Below are 22,151 nucleotides of genomic sequence, written 5' to 3' on the forward strand. Positions count from 1 at the left end.
ATTACATAGGCAACACGGCAATGATGTGTGACTCTAGCTGCTGCTCTGGCACTTCGTCCTGCGACACGGCAAAGCTACGCACGCTAATACCCTTGCGATGCACACGCTCGGCGTCATTGCTTAAAAGCGGATGCCAACCTGCCAGTTTGCGCCCTTCCGCCACGCGCCGATAGCCACAGCTTTGTGGTAACCAAGTGAACTCTTTAACCAAGGCCGGTGTAAGCTGGGTGCAGTCAGGAACGCTGTCAAAACGATTAGGATAATCGCTACATTGGCAGCTTTTGATGTCTAACAAGCGACAGGCAACGTTAAGCACCGCCAGTTCCTGGGTGTCCTCATCATGCAACTTTAACAGGCAACATTGCCCGCAGCCGTCACACAGCGCCTCCCACTCCGGGGGCGTCAATTCCTCCAGAGTAAAGCGCTCCCAAAAGCGTTCGCGCATCGCTGTTTCCATCGATTTCTCCTTCATGACCACACGGAAACACGCCTTATGTTGGTGTATCGGTGTGGCTTAATTCAGCCAACAGCGTTGGCCATAATGCTTGAAAATCGTTCTCTAGCACTCGGTAATCGTCACTCAGCCAGGGCACCAGGGCGGCAAGCTGATTGGGGCCAGACAAACGGCGCCCGATCCCCGCTATCGCGCGGCAAGTAAAATCAAAATCAGCGTAGCCTCTTAACCAGTCATGCTCGACGAGTAACGGCATCATACCCGCCAGCCGGTTCGGCGCAGAGCGGGTTGAGAGCAGCCGATAGCATCGCCCAATAATCTCTTCCTGATCTATCTGCCCCGCCGTATCCCGCGCCAAAAAGTGGTCCCACATCATGTCCAGGGCAATACCCGCATAGCGTCGCTGGCCGGTTGGCGCGCGCCGCCGTGCATTCACAACGTTTGGATGGCTATCCACCCATGCATCGACACGGCGATGATGGCGAATCCCCTGAGCCGTGGCAACGGGCCAATCACTTAAATCGCGCCCTTTAACTCCATCGGCGATTAAATTGCCATAGAGAAAATCATCGCTACCCGCGCTGACCAGCCAGGCATGGGCAAGAAAATTCATAAACGGCTGTCGTTACTCTTCATCTGCACGTGCATCAAAAACAGAGGCAACGTGTGCCCGATGCACATCAAGCAAATAAGCCTCCTTGGGCGGCGGCATTTGCAAATAAAAGCCTTTATCTTTAATTCCTTCCACGACATCTGCTGCCTTTACCCGTGACAGTTTTTTGTCAGCGGTCAGCAACATGGTAAAAACCGACACAGGCTTGCCGAAGGTTTCAAGCAGTGGTTCAGGGACATTTGCTAACCCTTGACGCTTATCGACGTATAAATACATCTCATCTTTGCGTGAGCTTTTGAAAACTTCGCAAATCAGTTTGTCGCTCATAATGATCGCTCCTAAGTTAAAGCCTTAACCAATTGATTTAAAAGGAGCATAGCAACTCTGTAAAAACTATTATACACGAGATTTTGCCCAGTTACCTTGCCTAGCAGCTCTCACTATTTTTGGCTTCATGTACCACTTTATGTACCACTGGTAAACCATTTAAAGTTCATGGGTTTACTTATGAAAATGTTGAGCTAGGCCATAGACTACTTTTATGTGCTCAGTGCATTTCTTGCTTTTATCTCAACAGCATTTCAATAACCTAGAATTTCAAGCACCCCCCATCATAGTGGATACTGGTCTGGACAAGCACACGGGCAGATTTTGAGCATTGGCATAGTACTCACATAGGTATCTGGCATAGGTACGTTCTATGCAAACGCTTACTTACTATATAATTTTTTTCTAAAGTTTATAAATACTTGGCAGGTACGCACATACACACTTGTTTCAGACCCAAGCCTTTAGAGTACTCTTTAGGGTTGATACCAATCAGAGGAAGCCAGCTAATCTGGCATCGGGTTAATAGTCGAAGGGTGCTATCTACTCGAACGCCTGAAAAAGGTCTTTTCCCTCAATTTGTTCATAGACGCCAGTGGCTGCATACAGTGTCAGTTGTGTTAGTTGACAGTATTTATCGCTGAGTTTGATGCCCTGATAGCTAGAGCCTTGCACGTTAAAATACCTATGATCGAGAGTGAACCAGTATTAAACATGAGTATGTCATTAACAAGGTACATGAATTGCAATAAATCGATAATCACAATGACGATGGACTTACCAGGGGTAAAGATGGCGGTGCCAATTATTTCCCCAGGGCTCGAAACTTCTAATAATGATGTATATAAGTGTTGCTGTACTTAATAGAGAGTTAAAAATGCACATCCAAGATAGCGCCAAGTTTACCGGTGTAGTGTGTAATCATGAAAAATAGTAAGGTATAGGAAATATGGGGACAAGTCATTCATATTCGTCGACGAAAAATAATTAAAAAAGGCGAAATAAGATGAATGTGCTTTCATTTTTTTCTAGCTTAAAAAAATATATGATGCTTTTTTTTAATCTTTACTTCTATATTCTATTTCTAAAATTGCTTTTGTCATTGCCGCAATAGTAATAGCTTGTGCCATAGTCAGCTCAGGCTTGTTTAAGCTACCATGGCCAGCTGTTGGTAACTTGCCACGTAATTTATAAATCTTCATAACTGCCTCTATAAGATATTCTGGTAATTTTGTTTTTTTCCTAAATTGCTCAAAGAAGCTACCCAATGTTTCATTTTCTACATTTGGATTTTGAGTGGTTTCTTTCGCCATAGTTTCTAAAATATTAGAAGCGGCATGAAGGGCCCCTGCTGAGTCATTAGCGTCTAAACAATTATCCATCCTATTTATTTGAAGAATTATATTTGGGTGTAATCTATTTAAAAAGCTGCTACCCAGCTCATCATTAAACTGCTTAACTCTTTCAAAAACATCACAGTCTAAATAAAATCTAGCGCCAACTGACATCCACTGATACTTCCAATCGTTTTCAAGTTTATCTCTTTCCGCTATGCGAACCCCTGAGTCTCTATCGATTTCATCTATATGTTCATACATGTAATCAGCGTAGTAGCGAAAATATTTGAAAGATATTTCTGGGCAAAAATTGCTAACTGATGAGAGACCACCAAAGCTGTTCACTGAAACTGAAGGCAGTTCTTCATCACACAAAGACGAAAAAATGGTTCTATCCCAAAAAGCTGTCAATTCTTCTTTTTTCTCAGATGATATTCCTGCTATTACATTAATACGCGAAAGCAAATCTAAGCTCTCATAGTGTCGAGGACATCTATATGAGTTGGCGTAAGGACACGTAGATAATGCATTACGTTTTTTACGCTCTTTTTCCCACCAATTTTTATCAGGGATAACTCTTAACATAATTCAATCTCCACATTACACCTCAGCATATTCGCAAAAGAAATCTAGGTAAACTTAAAAAATTCGAACTAGCACATTAAACTCTGTATAATTCACTGTTGACATTAAAGATTTACCCTCATCATAAAACCTCAGTATAAAAAAGTAAGTTAATAGCTCTTTCCAGTTCATGCGTCCATTCATGCTAGCGCTAACTGGTGCGCTTCTCAGCACGTTGTACCGTACTTACTCCACAGCCAACAATTTCTGCTGTCTTGCGAACGCTTAGGCCATGACCTCTAAGTTCCAATATCCGTAAATGTAGCGCTTCGTTTACAGGACGCCCCTTGTAGACACCTTCAGCCTTAGCTTTTTCGATCCCTTCTGCCTGTCTTCTTCGGCGGTCGTCATAATCCTTGCGAGCAACAGCGGCAAGCATATCCATGAGCATTGAATTAACCGCATCCAGCATACGCCCTGTAAAGTCATCGCTGGCGCTTACTGTCATAGCTACATGGCTAGTTGGTAGGTCAAGAGAGACCACACGAAGCCCTGCACTCTGTATAGCAGCTTTCAGCTTGTCCCAATCACTTTTAGTGAGACGTGTTAGACGATCAACCTGTTCAATCAGAAGTATGTCTCCCGCTTGGGCATCATCAATCAGGCGCGCTAGCTCAGTGCGGTCAGCTCTAGTACCACTAGCATTTTCGATGTACCAAGAAGCTACCCTCGCTCCCTTATCCTTGGCGAAAGCTTCCAAAGCCTCCCTAGCACGACTAGCGTTCTGATCTTCAGTTGAAGCACGAAGGTAGGCACGAATGAACGTCATATTGACACATCCCAGTGTTATGTATTCTTTTGAGTGTGTTCATTATTTGTGTATTCGTTTGAGTTGTCAACTACCACCTAATGAACACAAAAGGATCTTCCTTGGCTGTGTTCGTTGAAATATACTTTTTTGACCACACCTTTATAGTTTATGAAATATGTAGCGGGGTCACCCTCCTATAGGCTCATGAAGAAACCGCCCAACTATTAAGAGTTGATCAATCACTCCAGGCCAAGAAAGCGACATTTACTCATCTCTCACTTCAGGATAAGTTCGCTTTATGTACTTTAAAAATACATCGGTCTCGTTGTTTGAAAGCGATTCAAGGTTTTGCTGAAGGTCACCATGGTGAACTAAACTAACATTAAGACTATCCGCTACCTGTCTCGCAGAAGTAGTAAAGCTTGAGTTTGTAACTACAACCGCATGGTCGCATTCATAAAAATCCTTCGCAGAATAGACTTCTTGGACGCTTTTGTTTCCTACTGGGGAACTATATTTCTTACATTGTATGGCAATTCTGACATCTCCGTCCGTAATGATCACGTCCGCTCCATGATCACCAGTTGCTGGAGTCCGTGTGGGTTCCCATCCGTAATTATAAGCTAAGGCTTCAATATAATTTTCATATTCAACCCCTGTCATAGAGTCATCGTACTCAAGGTACTCTTCATCTTCAGGTTCAGTCATCAAGTCATTAGAAAAACATGTTGTTTCATTAATCCAATCATCCACTTTCCCCTCCCAGAAGACGATTAACTCTTTATCATCATGACAATCAACCCAACATAAGAAACTATCTCTAAAGCTTTCATGTCTCTTATCCGACTCACAAGACTGCTTCAGCTTAGGAAGCAATACTTTTTTGACAAAATAATTACGCTCGGACTCCCACTTGGAAACATTAGAAATGCCGTATTCATCTTTATATAAACTTTGATTTTTCTTTCTTTTTAATACCTCCCCATGCTCACGAATTATTGTTTCAGCCTTAGCTTTTATAGTGCAAAAACCTAAATATTCAATTATTTTACTTCGACCTATTTCTGATGTATCTGAAAAATCCTCATCAACTATATCTTTAATGATGTGAAGAGCATCTTCACTCTGTTCAATTTCAATGGTACGATAAAAGCTATCCCTGACTTTAAAAAACTCCATATCAGCTCTAAGCATTTCACGCTTGCGTCCATTAAAGTATCCATAGATTGCATATATGAATACAACGACTCCTATAGCAAACAAAACAACTAACCAGATTTTCATACATACCTCCTACGTTAATTATCATTCATAATCCCATTTAGACGACTAATAAGCAAGGCATGAAAGTGATTTAATAATCTGTGGCATTAATATTTACGCTAAATTAATTTCGCATATTACTATACCTGCGACCTATTTTTCCATATTCGTCTCTTTCTCCTTTAGGCTGTTTTTATCCAGTTTGAAATAGTCTTATTGCTCATGCCAAGTTTTTTAGCGATCGCCCTTGCAGACATACCATTAGCATCCATCTCTTTAGCTTTAGTCTTTTTTTCTTCACGAGCAAGCTTGGCTTTAGTAGGCGCTTTTTTAGGAGGCTCAACCATTACTTTCTTATCAATATTACATTTGATTTGTAAAGTATCTTGCAATGCTTCAGCAACTTCCATAGTCGGCACGATAGTCACAGTAGCCTTCGTCTGAGAATCACCCTTACGCATATTGGTACGCAGCATATACTGTGCGATAGGCTCGATATAACGTGCATGGCGAATTGCTTCTTCACCATCCTTTACATCAATTCCCATGATTTCCATAAGCTTTCGATTCATTCGTGCAACGATAGGCTCTGGGTTACCGTGTATCAGATTAACAGTTCGATGGAAGTTGTCAGCGTAATCATTAAGGCCACGAAGATCGAACTCTGTCACTTCAACATTTTCGTATTTAGCAAATGGGAATACCTTCATCCACTTGAATACTTGAACCAAAACAGGTTCGCCGCGATGGTATGCAAGAGCCTCTTCAAGAAGCTTCCAGCCTAGGCAGTCTTTGTTGAACTCTCCGTTATCAGAGTATGTTCCGTCTTCCTTCGTTAACATCATCTTCTTTGAAAACTTGTTACCTTTTACCAATGGCACTAAAGTAGGAGGAATTTTGTAACCGCCAAATTCTGGCATATACTTGGATACTTCAATGTCATATCCAGATTTCTTTACCCAAAGGTGAAACAGTGTCTTCTCGATTCCATTCCCCATGACATGAAACTCTTCAGCGTTATTAATTACGTGAGAATAATCGTGGTGGTCATGAACTAAGAAGGTTACACCTGAGCCATCTTTTTCATTTTCTTTAGTCACTACACCAGTTTCAGACAGTAGACCACCAAGCACTATGCTGTAAGGCTGGTTACCTGTTTTCAATGAGTCTGCATACAAACCCCGTACAGTCATTTCAAGCTCTGGCTTGTAATTGCAAACTCCAAAAAGCTCTTCTATGTCAGGATCTAGTAGGTCACTAAAAAGCTTGTCGAAGGTATTACCACCAACACGCTTATGCTCATTTCTGTTTATTTCCGGTACTTCATCAACCACTACTTTCCAACCTTGCAGATACTCAGCATTAATGTTCATCAAGGTAGCGTGAGTAATGATAATTACTGAACCATCACGCCCTTCTGTAAGTGCTTGCTCAACACGCTTCCGAACAGGAATGGGATTATTGTCTTTGCTGTTAATAGTTTCACACTCATTACCAGCTTCCCTAATGCGCTTCGCTATCGACTCACTAAGTTCAATTTTTGGAACTGAGTAAACTACATTATCTTCTGTATCAATCTGCGCAATAAAGGATTGAGTCTTACCTGATCCCATCAAGGCGCTTGCATAACTAACTACGTTTGTCATTTCTTCTTCCTCTTCAAATTTAGAATGCAGTAATCTCCACCAGTGCTGTTAACACAGTGTTTATTATCTTCGTGGCTAATGAATCCCTTTTGCAGGGTGTGTACATTTCCCTTAGAGAGAAGACCCTATAAAATTACTACACGGTCTTTGGATAGACGTGAGTAAATCCGGGAAGCGATCTTTTAAAAGATGCCCGGAACAATGTCTGCTAGCTTTCTTCTTGAAATGTGCTTCTTAACTTTTTATTAGTTTGTTAATTAAGTATACAGCCTTTAGTAACATTTTGTCAATAGGATTATTTCTTAATAACACTTCAAGGGTTGTACCAAGACTGAGAAAGGAAGCTTTTAGGTGAAGGGAATAAAATGACATCAGTCATCCCTTCCATCGAAAAGGTACTAATAGTGCTTTAAAAGTCCCCAGAAGTTCTATCGTACAGTGTATTGGTCATAGACCAGTGAAATGTACAATGTCTTCTGAGAGCCTTTAACGACACTGGTAGAGGGGCGCGAATGCAATGATGTGATGTGCCCAACTAAGAGTAACCTTCTAGGTGATGTAATAAATCTGTACAGCATTTGGCTATGCCAGTGTCTTGTACAGTGTCTTATTAACCCATTAGGCTCTGTGTTAGCTGTCTGTTATAAGCCCATTTCTTAGAAGTTCTTCTGAAATTCTAAGGATTAACTTGAGAAATTTTAAAAGGAAGGGAGATAAAGAAATTCAACTTAAAGAATTGTTCTAACTTCTCACTACTTGTGGTAACTTTCTGTTGGTAAATATAGGTGCTGACCATATTCTCTAAGTCTTAAAATGTTTAAGACAGGTTGTAGAATACCCCGTTCAGTCACTCTTTGACATTGTGTGAGATTGGGTTTATATGTCAGTTGTGGGTGTTCTCTCACATATCAAAAGGAGCTAATATGAACATGTCAGAATTGATTGGAATGTCTCAAAAAGAGCTTGACGATTACCTCTCTAATGAGGCTTATCACAATATTGATATATTGTATGGTGTCGCTGGTTCTTGCATTGACAAGGAAAGATGGAGCGTACTTATCAGAGCGTATGAATCTTTTATTGATGGTGTGGTAAATAACAGATAAATAATGCGCTAGTGCGTGTGTTTATAAGGGGTTTAAGGGTGCCTAAAAAGCATTCTCCTAAAACCCCTGGTTACCCCCTACCTTGTAATGGTTATTCGCTTGGAGAGGTCGTTACTACAGCTAAATATCACCTTATCAGCCTTGACAGTGTATTGGGCGAGTGTTGAGCCTTGAGATTTACAATAATCAAGGGCTAGGTCGTAGCTGTGTTGACCATCTTGAACTGGCATTGAAAGTGTTGCTAATAGCAAAAATGTCGGGATAGTCACAATGTTTCTCCTTCAAGCTTTATAAGCTCTACAATGTCTACTAAGGCTTCAGGCTTAAGTGTCTTTCCGTAACGGTCGTAAGTCATTGTCCTAGTAGAATGACCAAGTAGAGCGGCTGCAAGTGATACATCTACGCCATTTTGTTTCATTATATTAGCCACAGTATGGCGGAAGCTGTGAAAGGTCTTGTTAGGCCCAATGTCTAGTTTCTCCAGCAACTTACCAAACCACTGAGACACTTGAGCGGATTTGGTAGTAGGGAATAATCTATCTTCAACACTAGCACAATGGTCAAGTAGCCCCAGCTTTATCAACTCACTGTGAACAGGAATGATTCTCTCTGAAGCTGGATTCTTAAGCCGCTGATAGGGCTTGTCTTGCCGAATATGTGTGCACCAAAGACCATCGATTTGATAAATGTCGTCTTTGGATAGGTTGCAAGCCTCTGATAGCCTACAACCCGTATACAGCGCTATATAAGGGACAAGTGTCCTGTCAAGGCGTGAATCCCCAGCAGTATTGATATGGACAAATATTTTGGTAAGGTCTTCAAGCGTGAATTCTCCCCGATAAGAGGACTGTAAACGCTTCACTTGTACTTTCATCCCTTTGAATACGTTAACAATTACGTACCCTTCCCTCTCACACCAATTAAAGAAACTAATGACTTGGGACAGGATATTGTTGAGGGTAGTTATCGAGATAGTCTTACTGGGATACCCTTTTTTAGGGGTGTTTGATAGTGTATCGCGAAAGCGCCTAGCGTCTTCTTTGGAGTAGAGGTCAACAGGTTTATCCCCAACGTGGTTTAATAACAAACCAATAGCGTACGATCTGTTAGAAATAGTTGTGGGTAATACACCTGTCAACTTTTGGTGTTTTGAATGGCTTAGAAGCAAGGTCGAAAGGCAATACTTGCGCTGTCGCTGTAGAGGCTCTTTAGGAGCTGTCCTAACACGACTCTTTGTTCTAGTGCTGTTACTACTCACAGCCTGTACATACGCTTCAGGAAGCCGCTTAGCAGCCTCCCGTTTAGACTTGGTGCCTAAGCTCCTTCGGTATTCACCCTGCCCAGTTGTGATGCCCATGCGCTGCCTAAGCTCATCTGTGAGCATCACTCGTAAATAAAAAGTACCGTGCCTATCCTGCATTAATAACATTTTTCTGTACCACTCTATGGATCACATTGAGGTACAGAGTTGGTAATTTATCTTAAATCAACATCTTAAGGAGACAATTGAGAATACATCTCATCTTTGCGTGAGCTTTTGAAAACTTCGCAAATCAGTTTGTCGCTCATAATGATCGCTCCTCAAGGGCCTGGGCCAGCGCATCATTCAAGCACTCGCCCCGCCAACCGGTTGGCCAAGAGAAAGGCTCCCCGGCCAAATCCTGCATCACCAGCGTTTCAATATCTCGCCGACGCATTAACATTTCTGGCGCTACGCCCAAGTCACTGGCTTTGGCTGTCACCACCTTCTTGAGTGCTTTAAAGCGGGATTTGAACGTTGGATGCATGGGGTCTGGCCAGGGTGCCGGTAAGGTAGCTTCGTCGCAGTACTGGGCTTGTTTCACCATCGCCAGCAGTGCATCGCCCTCTTTTTTAATTAGCACTGGCTTAACGCCTTCGACTTCTGCGAGCTCGAAGCGATTACTGGGCATCTTTTCGGCGATTGCGAATAATAGCTTGTCACTGATTAACCAGTTGCGCGGCAAATCACGACGGCGTGTTTCGCCTTCCCGCCATGCGGTCATCAGCCGATACGCCTCCATTTGACGAGGCATCAAGCGCCATAGTTGGCGTTGGCGGGTATACCACTGTTGATCGTTATCAACGCTGCGGCCTGCCTGTTCAATCAAACTGGCGCACTCAGCCTCCACCCACTCGCGACGACCTAACGTAGCGAGCTTTTCAGCCTGTAGCGTCCAAACTTTCAATAAATAGATAACATCCAGCGCGGCGTAATGGCACTGCGCAGGTGTTAGGGGGCGCACTAGCCAGTTTGAGCGTGTTTCCTCTTTTGGCAGGGTTTCACCGACCCAAAACTCGACCAGTTTTTGGTACCCCATGCCCGGGTTTTCACCCAAAAAGCCTTGTACCACCTGGGTATCAATTAGCGGTACCGGCAATACGCCCGCCCAGTGCTGAAAAACCTCCAGGTCTTCACTGCAGGCGTGAAGCAACTTAATCGCACTATTTTGCAGCAGAGCGCGGAATTTATCGGTACAAGCAATGGCGACCGGATCAATCAGATAAGCCAGCTCACCTGCGGTAAATTGGATCAGCGCAGGCACTGGAAAGAACGTGTTCTCTCGAAAAAACTCGGTATCCAGAGCAATCACAGAAGCATCGGCTACTTGATCGCAGGCGGCATCAAGCGCCTCTGGGGTATCAAGCCATTGAAAAGAGGGAGTAAGAGAGGACAAAAGCATTCTTCCAAGTTGGCGCAAACGCCGAAGCGCTTGCGTTTAGATAGGCTTATTCGCTGGCAAAAGGCAGGCGACCATTAAACGCACGGCTCAATGTGCCGCCATCAACATACTCCAGCTCTCCGCCCATAGGAACACCATAGGCAAGCCGCGAAAGTTTAACGCCGTATTCTGCTAGCTGCGAGGCAATGTAGTGCGCCGTCGCCTCACCTTCGATCGTAGGATTAGTCGCCAGCACCACTTCTTCGACCAGCCCTTCTGCGACGCGCGCTTCCAGCAAATCCAGCCCAATTGACTCGGGGCCGATACCGTCTAGCGGCGAAAGATGACCATGCAAAACAAAATAGCGGCCTTTAAAACCTCCCGCCTCCTCAATCGCTAGTTGATCGGCAGGCGACTCCACCACACAAAGCAAGGCATCATCGCGTCGCGGGCTTTCACATAGTAGGCATACTTCAGCTTCAGTGAGCGTTCGACATCTTTGGCAGTAGCCTACTTCTTCAATCGCTTGTTGAATGACCGCAGCAAGGCGTTGCCCACCCGGCCGCTCACGCTCAAGTAAGTGCATTGCCATCCGCTGAGCCGTTTTAGGCCCAACACCTGGCAGTACGCGAAAAGCATCCATTAACTGCTCAACGAGAGGAGAGAAGCGCATTGCTTAGAATGGCATCTTAAAGCCGGGCGGCAAATTCAAACCAGCCGTCGCTTCTTCCATTTTTTGTTTAGAGCTAACTTCCAATTTGCGCACAGCATCGTTGACCGCCGCCGCTAACAAATCTTCCAGTAACTCTTTGTCCTCTTCCATAACACTGGGATCAATAGATACGTTTGACACGTCGTGTCGACCGTTCATGGTCACTTTGACCATACCTGCGCCCGCTTCACCCTGCACTTCGGCTTTGGCTACTTCTTCTTGGGCACGCTGCATCTTTTCTTGCATTTCTTGGGCTTGCTTCATCAAGTCGCCCATTCCGCCTTTAAACATGGCTATATCTCCAAGGTGGTTAAAAGGTACAGCTGATATCATGGGTATATAAAGTTGAACTTAGCGCATCTCATCGGCAGGCTTAACACTGGATTCTATCAATGTTGCGCCAAATGCCTGCTGTAACTTCTGTACATGGGGGTCGTGATTGAGTAGATCAACCGCATTCGCGTGACGTTCTTGATTAAGGCGATCTTCACGTTGTCTGGGTGTTTCCAAATGGCTCGCTAATTCGGCAACGTAGAACGCTATCCGCCGCGGCATACCCTGTTCTTTCAATGCCCGCTCAATACGCGTCTGGTGCACTTCCGCCTGCATTGCCTCTTGACTAGGGTCTAAACGGAGCGTCAGCAGGGCACCGTCATCACTTTCCACTAAACAGTTGCCCGCTAAATTGCGCGTTAAGCCGCCCAGGCCCAGTGAATCAAAACATTGCAGCCATTGTGCATTATCCAGCTTGCCAGTCGTGGTCGTAACAGCAGGCGTCTCTACCGGCACAGAAACAGGCGCTGGTGTATCGGCTGGTTCTGGCGTTAAAGGTGCCGTTGGTACCGGAGACGCTGGTGCTTCAGAAGCTGTGACTAGCTCAGAAGTTTGCTGGGCAACGTCAGCCTCGGCTGCCTCACGTTCAGGCTTTGCCATTTCACTCTCAACAGCCCAGGGAGGCGACTCTTGGGCAGGCGTTTCTTCTTGATAAGACGACGCTTCTTGAACCACTGGCACTGAAGGCTGTGAGGCCACTTGGCTATTACTAATCTCCAGCCCTGATGAGGCTGAGCTTGATTCTACCTCAGCTTCTGGCGCTGACTTCACTTTTGGCAAGGGTTCCGGGACTGATGAGGCCGTATCAGCAACCTGCACGGAAGCATTCGCCTCATTAGCCACAGTTTCTGAAGGCTCGCGGCGCAATGGTAGCTGCGTACGTGGTGGTTTCGGCACACCCTGGGGGCGGAACGCCAGCATGCGCAGCAGCGTCATTTCTAACGCGCTGCGTAAATCAGGTGCATGTACCATGTCGCCACGCCCCTGGATACCGATTTGGTAATAGAGCTGAATATCTTCAGCGGTAAAGCGGCTCGCAAGCTGCAAGATGACGTCACGGTCACCGTGACTGTTATCAACGGCGTCCGGGACCATCTGTGCGACTGCCAAGCGGTGCAGCATGCTGGAGAGTTCATCCAGCACAGCGGCAAAATCCGGCCCCTGCTCTGCTAACTGCGCCACTTCTGCCAATAATCGCTGTACATCCACATCGGCCAAGGCTTCAGCCAGGGCGAGAATATGGCGATGATCCAGTGTGCCCAGCATGGCAGCTACATCCGCATGGCGAACGGCTCCCTGGCCAAATGCGATCGCTTGATCGGTGAGACTCATCGCATCGCGCATCGAGCCTTCAGCGGCCTTGCCCAGCAGCCACAAGGCACTCTCATCAAACGCGACACCCTCTTCCCCTAGCACATAGGTTAGATGCTCCACCACGCGTTCTGGTGGCATATGCTTAAGAGTAAATTGGAGACAGCGCGAGAGCACCGTCGGCGGCAGTTTTTGCGGATCGGTAGTGGCCAACAAAAATTTAACGTGAGGAGGTGGCTCTTCCAACGTTTTAAGCAGCGCATTGAAACTGCTGGTCGAGAGCATGTGCACCTCATCAATCAGGTACACTTTGTAACGCCCCTGAGTCGGTGCGTACTGCACGTTATCCAACAACTCGCGGGTATCTTCCACTTTGGTTCTTGACGCCGCATCGACCTCAATTAAATCAACAAAGCGCCCATCATCAATCGCTTGGCAGCTGTCGCACCGCCCACACGGGGTAGACGTAATGCCTTCATCACCACGCCCGTTGGCCGTACAGTTCAAACACTTGGCAAGAATACGCGCCAAGGTGGTTTTACCCACACCACGTGTACCTGTAAATAGGTACGCATGGTGCAAGCGTCCCTGATCAAGGGCATTCACCAAGGCGCGCTGAACATGGGTCTGACCAACGAGTTCGTGGAATGTGCGAGGTCGCCATTTGCGGGCCAGAACCTGATAGCTCATGAAGCTGTCTTTCCTTCGGCGGGCTAACTTACCTCACGCTTAGGCAGCGCGAAGTAAGTGCCACGATGCATAACAAAACAATGCGGGAACAAGCGTCATTCTAGCGGCTGCACCGCAGCCCGCCAACCGCCTGGTGCGGAGTGTTCGGCGACCGCTAGGCGTTATCACTACCTTCCGCAGCACCGGCGCGCTGAGCAGCCGCTTTTACCAGCTTTTCGAGCTCGCCGCTTTGATGCATTTCAACCACAATATCACAGCCCCCTACCAGCTCGCCTTCTACCCACAGCTGAGGGAATGTCGGCCAATTGGCAATCTTGGGTAATTCAGCGCGAATATCCGGATTATCCAGAACGTTAACGAACGCAAAGCGCTCGCCACAGCTCATTAACGCCTGAACGGTCTGGGCAGAAAAACCGCACTGAGGCAGTTGGGGCGAGCCTTTCATGTAAATCAGAACCGGGTTTTCGCTAATTTGGCGCTGAATGTTTTCGGCAGTCGTGCTCATAAAATTTCCTCGCTTATCAATGGCCGAGCCCACACACTTAGCACTTAAAAAGTACCTGAGTAGAGCGCTCAGCTTTAACGTGTCAGTGGTATTCTACGCATGCCGTTCGCGTTGCGCATCCCCTGCAGCATAGCTAGGATAGTGTTTTTGCGCGGAGAGAATCCCTTATGGCGACACGCCATTTCCTGACCTTGTTAGATTTGACCCCGGACGAGCTGGATTATTTGATCCAGCGCGCCATTACGATTAAAACCAATCTTAAAGCCCAAGGTCCTGTTTATACACCATTACCCAACCGCACCCTGGCGATGATTTTTGAAAAATCATCAACGCGTACGCGGGTTTCATTTGAAACGGGAATGGCACAGTTTGGCGGCCATGCGCTATTTCTCTCTCCCCGCGATACCCAACTAGGCCGCGGGGAGCCAATTGAAGACACCGCTCGCGTCCTCTCTGAAATGGTCGATGCGGTAATGATCCGCACCTTTTCACACGCCGGGCTTGAGACCTACGCCAGCGCCAGCAGCGTCCCCGTCATTAACGCACTCAGCGACGACTACCACCCGTGCCAACTACTCGCTGACGTAATGACCTGGACCGAACTACGTGGCAGCGTAAAGGGTCGCACAGCGGTATGGGTTGGTGATGGCAACAACATGTGCCACTCGTGGATCAATGCCGCTCGCCAGTTTGGCTTTCACCTGCGCATCTGCTGCCCGAAAGGCTATGAGCCCCGTGCCGACATCATGGAGGCAGCAGGCGATCACATCTCTTTATTACATGACCCACAAGCCGCGGTTAAAGAAGCTGACCTGATCACTACCGATGTCTGGGCCTCGATGGGCCAAGAAGAGGAACAGGCTATACGTGAAGCAGATTTCGCTGGCTTTCAAGTAACAGAAGCCATGCTGGATCAGGCAAACAAAGATGCGCTGTTTCTACATTGCCTGCCGGCACACCGCGGCGAAGAGATCAGCCAAACGCTTCTTGAGGACCCGCGCGCCGTCGTGTGGCAGGAAGCAGGTAATCGCCTGCATGCGCAAAAAGCATTGATTGAGTTCTTACTGCTAGGCAGGGTTGCTGAGTAAGTTGCTGAGAAAATAGCAAGTCAGCAAAAGACTACTGAACTAACGCTTTTTGAATACGAAAAAAGCCTCGTTTAATCAACGAGGCTTTTTCTATAATTTGGTGAAGCTGAATTCAGTTAAGCTGCATATTGGTGGAGCCTAGCGGGATCGAACCGCTGACCTCAACACTGCCAGTGTTGCGCTCTCCCAGCTGAGCTAAGGCCCCACGTACTGCACTTTTTTGACAGCGAGGCGGATACTACGTTGAACCTTTCCCTCGGTCAAGTTTTTGCACCATAAGGCCTAACTAATTCCCCTTTGCCTTCAGCTGTGGCACTCTATATGCGACTAATAAGATCTACATGCAATTAATAAGATCTATATGCAATTAACAAGATAGAGTAGCGAACAAGGCCAACGCCTCAGCCCATGATGTTTCCATGCAGGAGCCTGCCCCTTGATCAGTGTACTTATCGCCGATGATCATCATCTAGTTAGAACTAGCATTGCTCACCTGCTAAACGAAGAGTGTGACATTAAAATTGTGGGCGAGGTCGACGATGGCGAAACCGCGGTGACACAGTGCCGCCATTTGAAGCCCGACATTGTGTTAATGGATATTCGCATGCCAGGCATCGGCGGGCTTGAAGCCACTCGGCGCATTCACCGTACGATGGCAGACGTTAAGGTATTAATTCTAACGGCGCATATGGAAGACAGTGTGCTGCGTCGCATGTTGGAAGCTGGCGCCTCAGGCTTTCTAAGCAAAGGCGCGGATGCGTTAGAAATGACCGACGCCATACGCCAAGTGTTCCACGGTCGCCGTTACGTAAGCCAGGAAATTGCCCAACGTTTAGCGCTTTCCCACTTTACCAATGAAGATAATCCCTTTAGCCACCTCTCCCACCGTGAGCTTCAGATTGCCCTCATGATTGTTAACTGCCAGCGCGTACAAGATATCTCTGATCGCCTGCATTTAAGTCCTAAAACAGTAAATACCTACCGCTATCGACTCTTTGATAAACTACAGGTTGCCACTGACGTTGAGCTGACTCATTTAGCGCTCCGTCATGGGCTGGTCGAGGGGTTTGACGCTACCTAGCTATAATCCCAAATTCCCCTGTTGTTATCGGGTACCGACACGCTGACATGACTTTTGATTCAAAACAGTTCTTGAGCTCGGTAAGCACCTCTCCGGGGGTTTATCGTATGCTTGATGAACAAAGCAATACGCTCTACGTGGGTAAAGCTAAGCGCTTAAAAGCACGCTTGGCCAGCTATTTCCGTGGCCAGTTAAACACCAAAACCCAGGCCATGGTTGGACGCATCGCCGACATTCAAGTAACCGTAACGCGCACTGAAACCGAAGCGCTTCTGCTCGAACAGACGCTAATCAAACAACTGCGCCCGCCCTACAATATTTTGCTCCGCGATGATAAATCTTACCCTTTTGTTTTTGTTACCGACCGCCATTCGTATCCTGCGCTTGAGTATAAGCGCGTCCGCCAACGCAGTGATGATGGTCGCTATCTAGGCCCCTACCCTAGCAGCGGGGCCGTGCGTGAAAGCCTTGCGTTGATGCAAAAAATATTTCGAATCCGCAATTGTGAAGATAGTGTCTTTGCCCATCGTTCACGTCCCTGTTTGCAGTATCAAATTCAGCGCTGTAGCGCCCCTTGCGTCGACTATATTTCTGCTGAGGATTATCAGCGCGACCTTGAACACGCCGTAATGTGCCTGGAAGGTAAAAGTGAGCATGTTACCGAAGAATTGATGAAAGCGATGGAAGCCGCCAGCCAAGCTCTCAATTTTGAGGAAGCCGCTCGCCTACGCGACCAAGTACAGCAATTGCGGCAACTTCAACAGCGTCAGTTTGTCGACACGGGCGGCGGAGATGCCGATGTTTTTGCTCTCGCTCAACGCCCTGGCGCGCTTGGTGTTTCAGTGCTAAGCGTTCGCGATGGTCGGCTATTGGGGGCACGCCATCACACGCCAAAAAACGATCTGGACCTACCCCTTGAGACGCTGCTCACTGAAGTCGTTAGTCAATACTATTTTGGCCAGCCGCATAACGTTCCCAATGAAGTCATTACCAGCCACCCGCTGGATGATAGCGAGCTTATCGCCGAAGCACTGACTCAGCATGCAGGAAAACGCATTCGTGTAACCAGCCAAGTGCGCGGCTACCGTGCTCAGTGGCAACAGCTTGCCATTACCAACGCGGAACAACAGCTGGCCTCACAACTGGCCAATCAAACACAGCTAACCCAGCGCTTTACCGCGCTACAGAAAGCACTGGGCTTAGCAGAGACGCCGCAGCGCTTGGAGTGCTTTGACATTAGCCACAGCCATGGCGAAGCGACCGTTGCCTCCTGTGTCGTGTTTGATCATCAAGGCCCGCGTAAAAGCGACTACCGCCACTTCCGCATTGAAGGGGTGGCTGCCGGCGATGATTACGCCGCCATGCAGCAGGCTCTCAAACGACGCCTCAAGCGCGTAAAAAGCGGGGAAGCAGTCGCCCCCGACATCCTGATTGTCGACGGCGGCAAGGGTCAGCTCAATATGGCCCGCGACGTTTTTCAAGAGCTCGATATCACCAACATCATATTGTTGGGTGTAGCTAAAGGTACAACGCGTAAAGCAGGGCTTGAAAGCCTGTTTTTAGAAACCGCCGACAACCCACTCAATCTGGACCCGGCATCCCCAGCCCTGCACTTGATCCAGCACATCCGCGATGAGTCACACCGCTTTGCCATTGCAGGCCACCGCGCCCAGCGTGACAAAGCGAGACGCACCTCAACGCTGCAGGATATACCGGGCATCGGCCCTAAACGCAGGCGGGAACTGCTGCGTTTTTTTGGTGGACTGCAAGGGGTGCAAAAGGCCAGCCGCGACGAACTCGCCCGTGTACCTGGCATTAATGCCTCGTTAGCCGAGAGTATTTACCGGGCACTCAACGGATAAACTCCTCGTCGGCATGGATGCTATCGGCCAAGGGGGATAGAATGAGCCCCAGACACTTCGAATCCTCTGATTTTCCGGCAAGGATCGCACCCTGCGATGAATATACCTAACATACTAACATTGGCGAGAATCGCCTTTATTCCGCTACTGGTGGTGCTGTTTTATCTGCCCTTCAGCTGGAGCATGCCTGTAGCGGCAGGCCTTTTTGGTCTGGCCTCGATTACCGATTGGCTGGATGGCTATTTAGCGCGACGCTGGAATCAGTCAACGCCTTTTGGCGCTTTTTTAGACCCGGTAGCTGACAAGCTCATGGTCGTCGTTGCTCTGGCACTCTTAATTGAGCGCTTTGATACCGCAGTGCTAACGCTACCCGCCCTAGTCATTATTGGCCGTGAAATTGTCATTTCAGCGTTACGCGAATGGATGGCCGAAATGGGCAAGCGAGGCATGGTGGCCGTGTCATGGGTAGGCAAACTAAAAACAACGCTGCAAATGGTATCACTGCTAATCTTGCTGGCACTTCCTCCCGCACATGAATTTGCTCTTTTAGGCATTGTGGTTCTCTATGCCGCCGCTATTTTAACGCTGTGGTCGATGATTCAATACCTCAAAGCCGCCTGGCCGCACCTTAGCCGCTCCATGTAAGCTGCTGATAAGTAAATAAGGAACTCTAGTTAATTCATTGATTGACAAGCTGGTGGCGATCCGTATAATTCGCCCTCGAGTCGAGCGGGAATAGCTCAGTGGTAGAGCATCGCCTTGCCAAGGCGAGGGTCGGGAGTTCGAATCTCCTTTCCCGCTCCAACTTGGAAGTGTGGTAAAGCAGGCTAGGGTCGTGAGCTGGTGCGCCAGTCCGGCTGGGGGCAGCCCCATCTAATCTACTTTCCCGCTCCAACGACTCTTGAGGCTGGATGGCAGAGTGGTTATGCAGCGGACTGCAACTCCGTGTACGCCGGTTCGATTCCGACTCCAGCCTCCATCTTTGTACAGTTGTGTTGTTCTAAACAGCGAAACAGCATTGTGATGTTCTGCCCGGATGGCGAAATCGGTAGACGCAAGAGACTTAAAATCTCTCGGGGGCAACCCCGTGCCGGTTCAAGTCCGGCTCCGGGCACCATTATCTAGCATTAATTTCTCTATCTTCGCTTTCCCTATCTTTACTTTTTCTGCACCTCTCCTTCTATCACTGGCTACTTCCACAGCCATTTAGCTCCTATTTTGATTACCTCTTCACGCTGCATTTAGCCCAGCCTTTTCCGGCGCGCGAACAACGTTCTTTTCTGGTCCTCAAACATCGCTAAACATTAATCGCTACGCTATGATGCCTGCCTTCTGTATTTTAGCGCTATGCAAACGCTAGCTATATTTAGTGTGTGCAAGATTTCGGTCAGCATGAAGGAGAGCGGTCAAATGACCACGCCAACATCCGATGTACTTATCATTGGCGGCGGTGTCGCTGGATTAACCCTTGCTCTGGAAATTGCTGATCATCTATCAGTGACCCTGGTTCGTCCCGCTCAAGATGATCACGGCGCCAGCCGATGGGCACAAGGCGGCATTGCTGCAGTCCTCTCGCCAGATGACGACCTAGAAGCGCATATCAATGACACGTTAATTGCTGGCGATGGGCTATGTGAAACAGAGGCGGTGCGCTTTACTGTTACCCACGGCCCCGCTGCCATACAGTGGTTGATCGATAAGGGCGTTCCTTTTACGCCAGAGACCGACCCTGCAGCGCGCTACCCGTATCACCTAACCCGCGAAGGCGGCCACAATGCTCGGCGCATCATCCACGCCGACGATGCCACCGGCCGCGCCGTAGTAGACACCCTATTAAACAGCGTTGCACAACACCCCAACATTACTCAGCGCAACGACCTCACAATCATAGGTCTGCTGCAAGATAACCAAGGTGCCTGCCGCGGTGCCTATGGCTGTGATGCTCACTTACAATGGCGCTCGCTGACTGCACGCTACACTGTCTTAGCCACCGGCGGAGCAAGTGGCCTTTATCGCCATACCACCACTCCCGCGCCAAGCAGCGGCGAAGGCATGATGATGGCTGCAGCGCTTGGTGCACGGCTAATTAACCTAGAGTTTCAGCAGTTTCACCCAACCTGTCTCTATGACCCAGAAGGCCCGGCGTTCTTAATTAGCGAGGCGGTTCGCGGTGAAGGGGGGCATTTGCTTGATGAATATGGCCAGCGTTTTATGCCAGCGCTAGATAAGCGCGCAGAACTAGCCCCCCGCGATGTGGTCGCTCGCGCTATTGATGCCGAAATACAGCGGGGCACGCGTGGCCATGTGTGGCTGGATATTCGCCACTTGGGGGAAAAAGCGATTCATCACCACTTTCCCACTATTTTGACCCACTGCGCCTCGCGAGGTCTGGATATCACCCAACAAGCAATTCCCGTGGTGCCTGCGGCTCATTATAGTTGTGGTGGTGTCGCCACTAACCTGCAAGGCGCTACAGACGTTACAAACCTATATGCCATCGGTGAAACAGCCTACACGGGTCTGCATGGTGCCAACCGAATGGCCAGTAACTCGTTACTAGAGTGTTTAGTATTTGCGCGCAGCTGTGCTAACGCATTGAAGGAACAAGGCGACGACTCTCCAAGTGTCGAATTTCAGCCTCCGGCTCAAGCCGCAGCCATTGCCTTACCCAAAACAGTGTTCAACGATATGCGTCATCGCATGCGGGCTATCATGAGCCAGCAGGTTTCTATTGTGCGCAGTACTGCCGGGCTAAGCACCGCCTTGAAACATTTAAAAATACTGCTAACCCGCTTGGAAGAGATGGAAGGAGCGCTAGCAGACCCCGAAGGCAAACGCTTACAGCAAGCGCTTCAATTAGCACTTTTAACGGTGCTGGCGGCACAGCAACGGCATGAGTCAAGAGGGCTGCACTTCACCACCGACTGGCCCCAACAGCAGTCGGAGGCCATCGCCACTTCGCTTACTATGAAAGATTTAGCGGCCTGGGCGGTGGAATAACCGCCTTACCTCACGCAGGCTTTCAGAAGGTGCGCTATCAGGCCACAGCCAAACCCGCTGCTTCCCGATATAAAGCCCTATTAACCAGGGTCCTAAATAGTCACAGCGCACCTGATGCTCTTCACCCAGCTCTTCATTTAGCTTTTCGCCCACTCCCGCACTTAGCATCGGCTCACTTCCTGCCGTCTTTCGATTGCGTGTCAGCAGCCAGCGGCCATGAACTACCGACGCTGTCGATGTCAATGAAAGTAGTCCTTCAGGTTGATGTAGATAGGCGCTCCAACCAAGAGCACCACCTAACACAATCAATGCCAAAGCGGCTAGCTTACCTCCCACCCAGTAGCCCAGCATCGCAATGACTATGAACAGACAGCATTGCGTAAGCTGCCACAGTCTAGAGGGTACGATAGGCAGAATTATCGGTGGTTTCAGCATGCTCAACAATCATTTGTACAATACGCCGCTGGCTGGGTTCTTCAGGCCACTCGCGATGCATTAGCCACACAAAAAGGTCCTGATCCTCACCTTCAATGAGCTGCTGATAGGCAAGCTGGTCCGCTTCACAAAGATGGTCAAAACGCTGTTCAAGAAAAGGGATAAGCAGCAGATCAAGCTCCCACATACCACGCCGAGAGTGCCAATAAAGCCGTTTGCGCAAAATGGCAGCAGGGGAATTGTCGTCGTTCAACGTCATCCTCTCCAATCAAATAAATGAGGAGCCAGTATACCTAAGCTGTGGGGTCGCGCCAGCGCCCTCCTTCGCCTAT

At 48.0% G+C, this 22,151-nt stretch carries 21 protein-coding genes and 4 tRNA genes; 9 read left to right on the top strand and 16 right to left on the bottom strand.

Going from position 1 to position 22,151, the window contains the following annotated elements; translation table 11 throughout:
* Position 1: 1 nt before the first annotated feature.
* The 7 genes from ACUVOF_RS20830 to ACUVOF_RS20860 all read right to left on the bottom strand — a co-directional run bounded on the left by ACUVOF_RS20830 (position 2) and on the right by ACUVOF_RS20860 (position 7,015).
* A complete protein-coding gene (locus ACUVOF_RS20830) occupies positions 2 to 457 on the bottom strand; it encodes a YcgN family cysteine cluster protein (protein WP_113270917.1) in 456 nt (151 codons plus the stop codon).
* A 34-nt stretch (positions 458 to 491) separates the two neighbouring features.
* Entirely contained in the window at positions 492 to 1,067 is a 576-nt protein-coding gene (locus tag ACUVOF_RS20835) for an acyl carrier protein phosphodiesterase (protein ID WP_447046154.1), read from the bottom strand.
* Between the two features lie 12 nt (positions 1,068 to 1,079).
* Positions 1,080 to 1,394, bottom strand: coding sequence for a YcgL domain-containing protein (locus ACUVOF_RS20840; RefSeq protein ID WP_447046155.1), 315 nt, complete (start codon positions 1,392 to 1,394; stop codon positions 1,080 to 1,082).
* A gap of 1,058 nt (positions 1,395 to 2,452) precedes the next feature.
* On the bottom strand, positions 2,453 to 3,316 hold the full coding sequence (locus tag ACUVOF_RS20845) for a hypothetical protein (protein ID WP_447046156.1): 864 nt from the start codon (positions 3,314 to 3,316) through the stop codon (positions 2,453 to 2,455).
* A 190-nt stretch (positions 3,317 to 3,506) separates the two neighbouring features.
* A complete protein-coding gene (locus ACUVOF_RS20850) occupies positions 3,507 to 4,124 on the bottom strand; it encodes a recombinase family protein (protein WP_447046157.1) in 618 nt (205 codons plus the stop codon).
* A 246-nt stretch (positions 4,125 to 4,370) separates the two neighbouring features.
* The gene (locus ACUVOF_RS20855; protein WP_447046158.1) at positions 4,371 to 5,390 is read right to left on the bottom strand and encodes a restriction endonuclease; all 1,020 of its coding nucleotides are present in this window, start codon (positions 5,388 to 5,390) and stop codon (positions 4,371 to 4,373) included.
* Positions 5,391 to 5,551: 161 nt separating this feature from the next.
* The gene (locus tag ACUVOF_RS20860; protein WP_447046159.1) at positions 5,552 to 7,015 is read right to left on the bottom strand and encodes a hypothetical protein; all 1,464 of its coding nucleotides are present in this window, start codon (positions 7,013 to 7,015) and stop codon (positions 5,552 to 5,554) included.
* A 929-nt stretch (positions 7,016 to 7,944) separates the two neighbouring features.
* Here ACUVOF_RS20860 and ACUVOF_RS20865 point away from each other — a divergent pair.
* Positions 7,945 to 8,121: a hypothetical protein gene (locus ACUVOF_RS20865; protein WP_447046160.1), complete on the top strand. Its 177-nt coding sequence runs from the start codon at positions 7,945 to 7,947 to the stop codon at positions 8,119 to 8,121.
* A gap of 265 nt (positions 8,122 to 8,386) precedes the next feature.
* On the opposite strand, the gene ACUVOF_RS20870 is transcribed toward ACUVOF_RS20865, so the two are convergent.
* From ACUVOF_RS20870 to grxD, 6 genes are all read right to left on the bottom strand, one after another.
* Complete coding sequence (locus ACUVOF_RS20870; protein WP_447046161.1) at positions 8,387 to 9,550, bottom strand: tyrosine-type recombinase/integrase; 1,164 nt, start codon at positions 9,548 to 9,550, stop codon at positions 8,387 to 8,389.
* A 136-nt stretch (positions 9,551 to 9,686) separates the two neighbouring features.
* Positions 9,687 to 10,823 carry a ribonuclease D gene (gene rnd / locus ACUVOF_RS20875; RefSeq protein WP_447046162.1) on the bottom strand — a complete coding sequence of 379 codons (1,137 nt, stop codon included), beginning with the start codon at positions 10,821 to 10,823 and terminating at the stop codon, positions 9,687 to 9,689.
* A 46-nt stretch (positions 10,824 to 10,869) separates the two neighbouring features.
* Positions 10,870 to 11,475 (bottom strand): recombination mediator RecR, encoded by a 606-nt coding sequence (gene recR / locus ACUVOF_RS20880; protein ID WP_113270913.1) that lies wholly within the window; start codon positions 11,473 to 11,475, stop codon positions 10,870 to 10,872.
* 3 nt (positions 11,476 to 11,478) lie between these two features.
* Positions 11,479 to 11,805 carry a YbaB/EbfC family nucleoid-associated protein gene (locus tag ACUVOF_RS20885; protein WP_113270912.1) on the bottom strand — a complete coding sequence of 109 codons (327 nt, stop codon included), beginning with the start codon at positions 11,803 to 11,805 and terminating at the stop codon, positions 11,479 to 11,481.
* A gap of 60 nt (positions 11,806 to 11,865) precedes the next feature.
* Positions 11,866 to 13,848, bottom strand: coding sequence for a DNA polymerase III subunit gamma/tau (gene dnaX, locus ACUVOF_RS20890; RefSeq protein ID WP_447046163.1), 1,983 nt, complete (start codon positions 13,846 to 13,848; stop codon positions 11,866 to 11,868).
* A gap of 154 nt (positions 13,849 to 14,002) precedes the next feature.
* Positions 14,003 to 14,353, bottom strand: a complete 351-nt coding sequence (grxD, locus tag ACUVOF_RS20895; protein ID WP_113270910.1) for a Grx4 family monothiol glutaredoxin — start codon at positions 14,351 to 14,353, stop codon at positions 14,003 to 14,005.
* A 167-nt stretch (positions 14,354 to 14,520) separates the two neighbouring features.
* On the opposite strand from grxD, the gene argF reads away from it, so the two are divergent.
* Complete coding sequence (gene argF / locus ACUVOF_RS20900) at positions 14,521 to 15,441, top strand: ornithine carbamoyltransferase (RefSeq protein ID WP_447046164.1); 921 nt, start codon at positions 14,521 to 14,523, stop codon at positions 15,439 to 15,441.
* Between the two features lie 129 nt (positions 15,442 to 15,570).
* On the opposite strand, the gene ACUVOF_RS20905 is transcribed toward argF, so the two are convergent.
* Positions 15,571 to 15,646, bottom strand: a tRNA-Ala gene (locus ACUVOF_RS20905).
* Positions 15,647 to 15,877: 231 nt separating this feature from the next.
* On the opposite strand from ACUVOF_RS20905, the gene uvrY reads away from it, so the two are divergent.
* The 7 genes from uvrY (at position 15,878) to nadB (ending at position 21,384) form a co-directional block, all read left to right on the top strand.
* Positions 15,878 to 16,522 carry a UvrY/SirA/GacA family response regulator transcription factor gene (gene uvrY / locus ACUVOF_RS20910; RefSeq protein WP_447046165.1) on the top strand — a complete coding sequence of 215 codons (645 nt, stop codon included), beginning with the start codon at positions 15,878 to 15,880 and terminating at the stop codon, positions 16,520 to 16,522.
* A 47-nt stretch (positions 16,523 to 16,569) separates the two neighbouring features.
* Entirely contained in the window at positions 16,570 to 18,384 is a 1,815-nt protein-coding gene (gene uvrC / locus ACUVOF_RS20915; protein WP_447046166.1) for an excinuclease ABC subunit UvrC, read from the top strand.
* A gap of 96 nt (positions 18,385 to 18,480) precedes the next feature.
* Entirely contained in the window at positions 18,481 to 19,029 is a 549-nt protein-coding gene (pgsA, locus tag ACUVOF_RS20920; RefSeq protein ID WP_447046167.1) for a CDP-diacylglycerol--glycerol-3-phosphate 3-phosphatidyltransferase, read from the top strand.
* Positions 19,030 to 19,113: 84 nt separating this feature from the next.
* Positions 19,114 to 19,188, top strand: a tRNA-Gly gene (locus ACUVOF_RS20925).
* Between the two features lie 101 nt (positions 19,189 to 19,289).
* Positions 19,290 to 19,363, top strand: a tRNA-Cys gene (locus ACUVOF_RS20930).
* Between the two features lie 51 nt (positions 19,364 to 19,414).
* Positions 19,415 to 19,501: transfer RNA gene (locus ACUVOF_RS20935), tRNA-Leu, on the top strand.
* A gap of 293 nt (positions 19,502 to 19,794) precedes the next feature.
* Positions 19,795 to 21,384, top strand: a complete 1,590-nt coding sequence (gene nadB / locus ACUVOF_RS20940) for an L-aspartate oxidase (RefSeq protein WP_447046168.1) — start codon at positions 19,795 to 19,797, stop codon at positions 21,382 to 21,384.
* On the opposite strand, the gene ACUVOF_RS20945 is transcribed toward nadB, so the two are convergent.
* Both ACUVOF_RS20945 and ACUVOF_RS20950 read right to left on the bottom strand, forming a co-directional pair.
* On the bottom strand, positions 21,361 to 21,819 hold the full coding sequence (locus tag ACUVOF_RS20945) for a hypothetical protein (protein WP_447046169.1): 459 nt from the start codon (positions 21,817 to 21,819) through the stop codon (positions 21,361 to 21,363). The two genes, nadB and ACUVOF_RS20945, sit on opposite strands and share 24 nt — an antisense overlap.
* On the bottom strand, positions 21,779 to 22,072 hold the full coding sequence (locus tag ACUVOF_RS20950; protein ID WP_113270941.1) for an FAD assembly factor SdhE: 294 nt from the start codon (positions 22,070 to 22,072) through the stop codon (positions 21,779 to 21,781). The genes ACUVOF_RS20945 and ACUVOF_RS20950 overlap by 41 nt, the downstream gene beginning before the upstream one ends.
* Positions 22,073 to 22,151 lie beyond the last annotated feature (79 nt).

Source organism: Vreelandella sp. H-I2 (genome assembly GCF_052959335.1).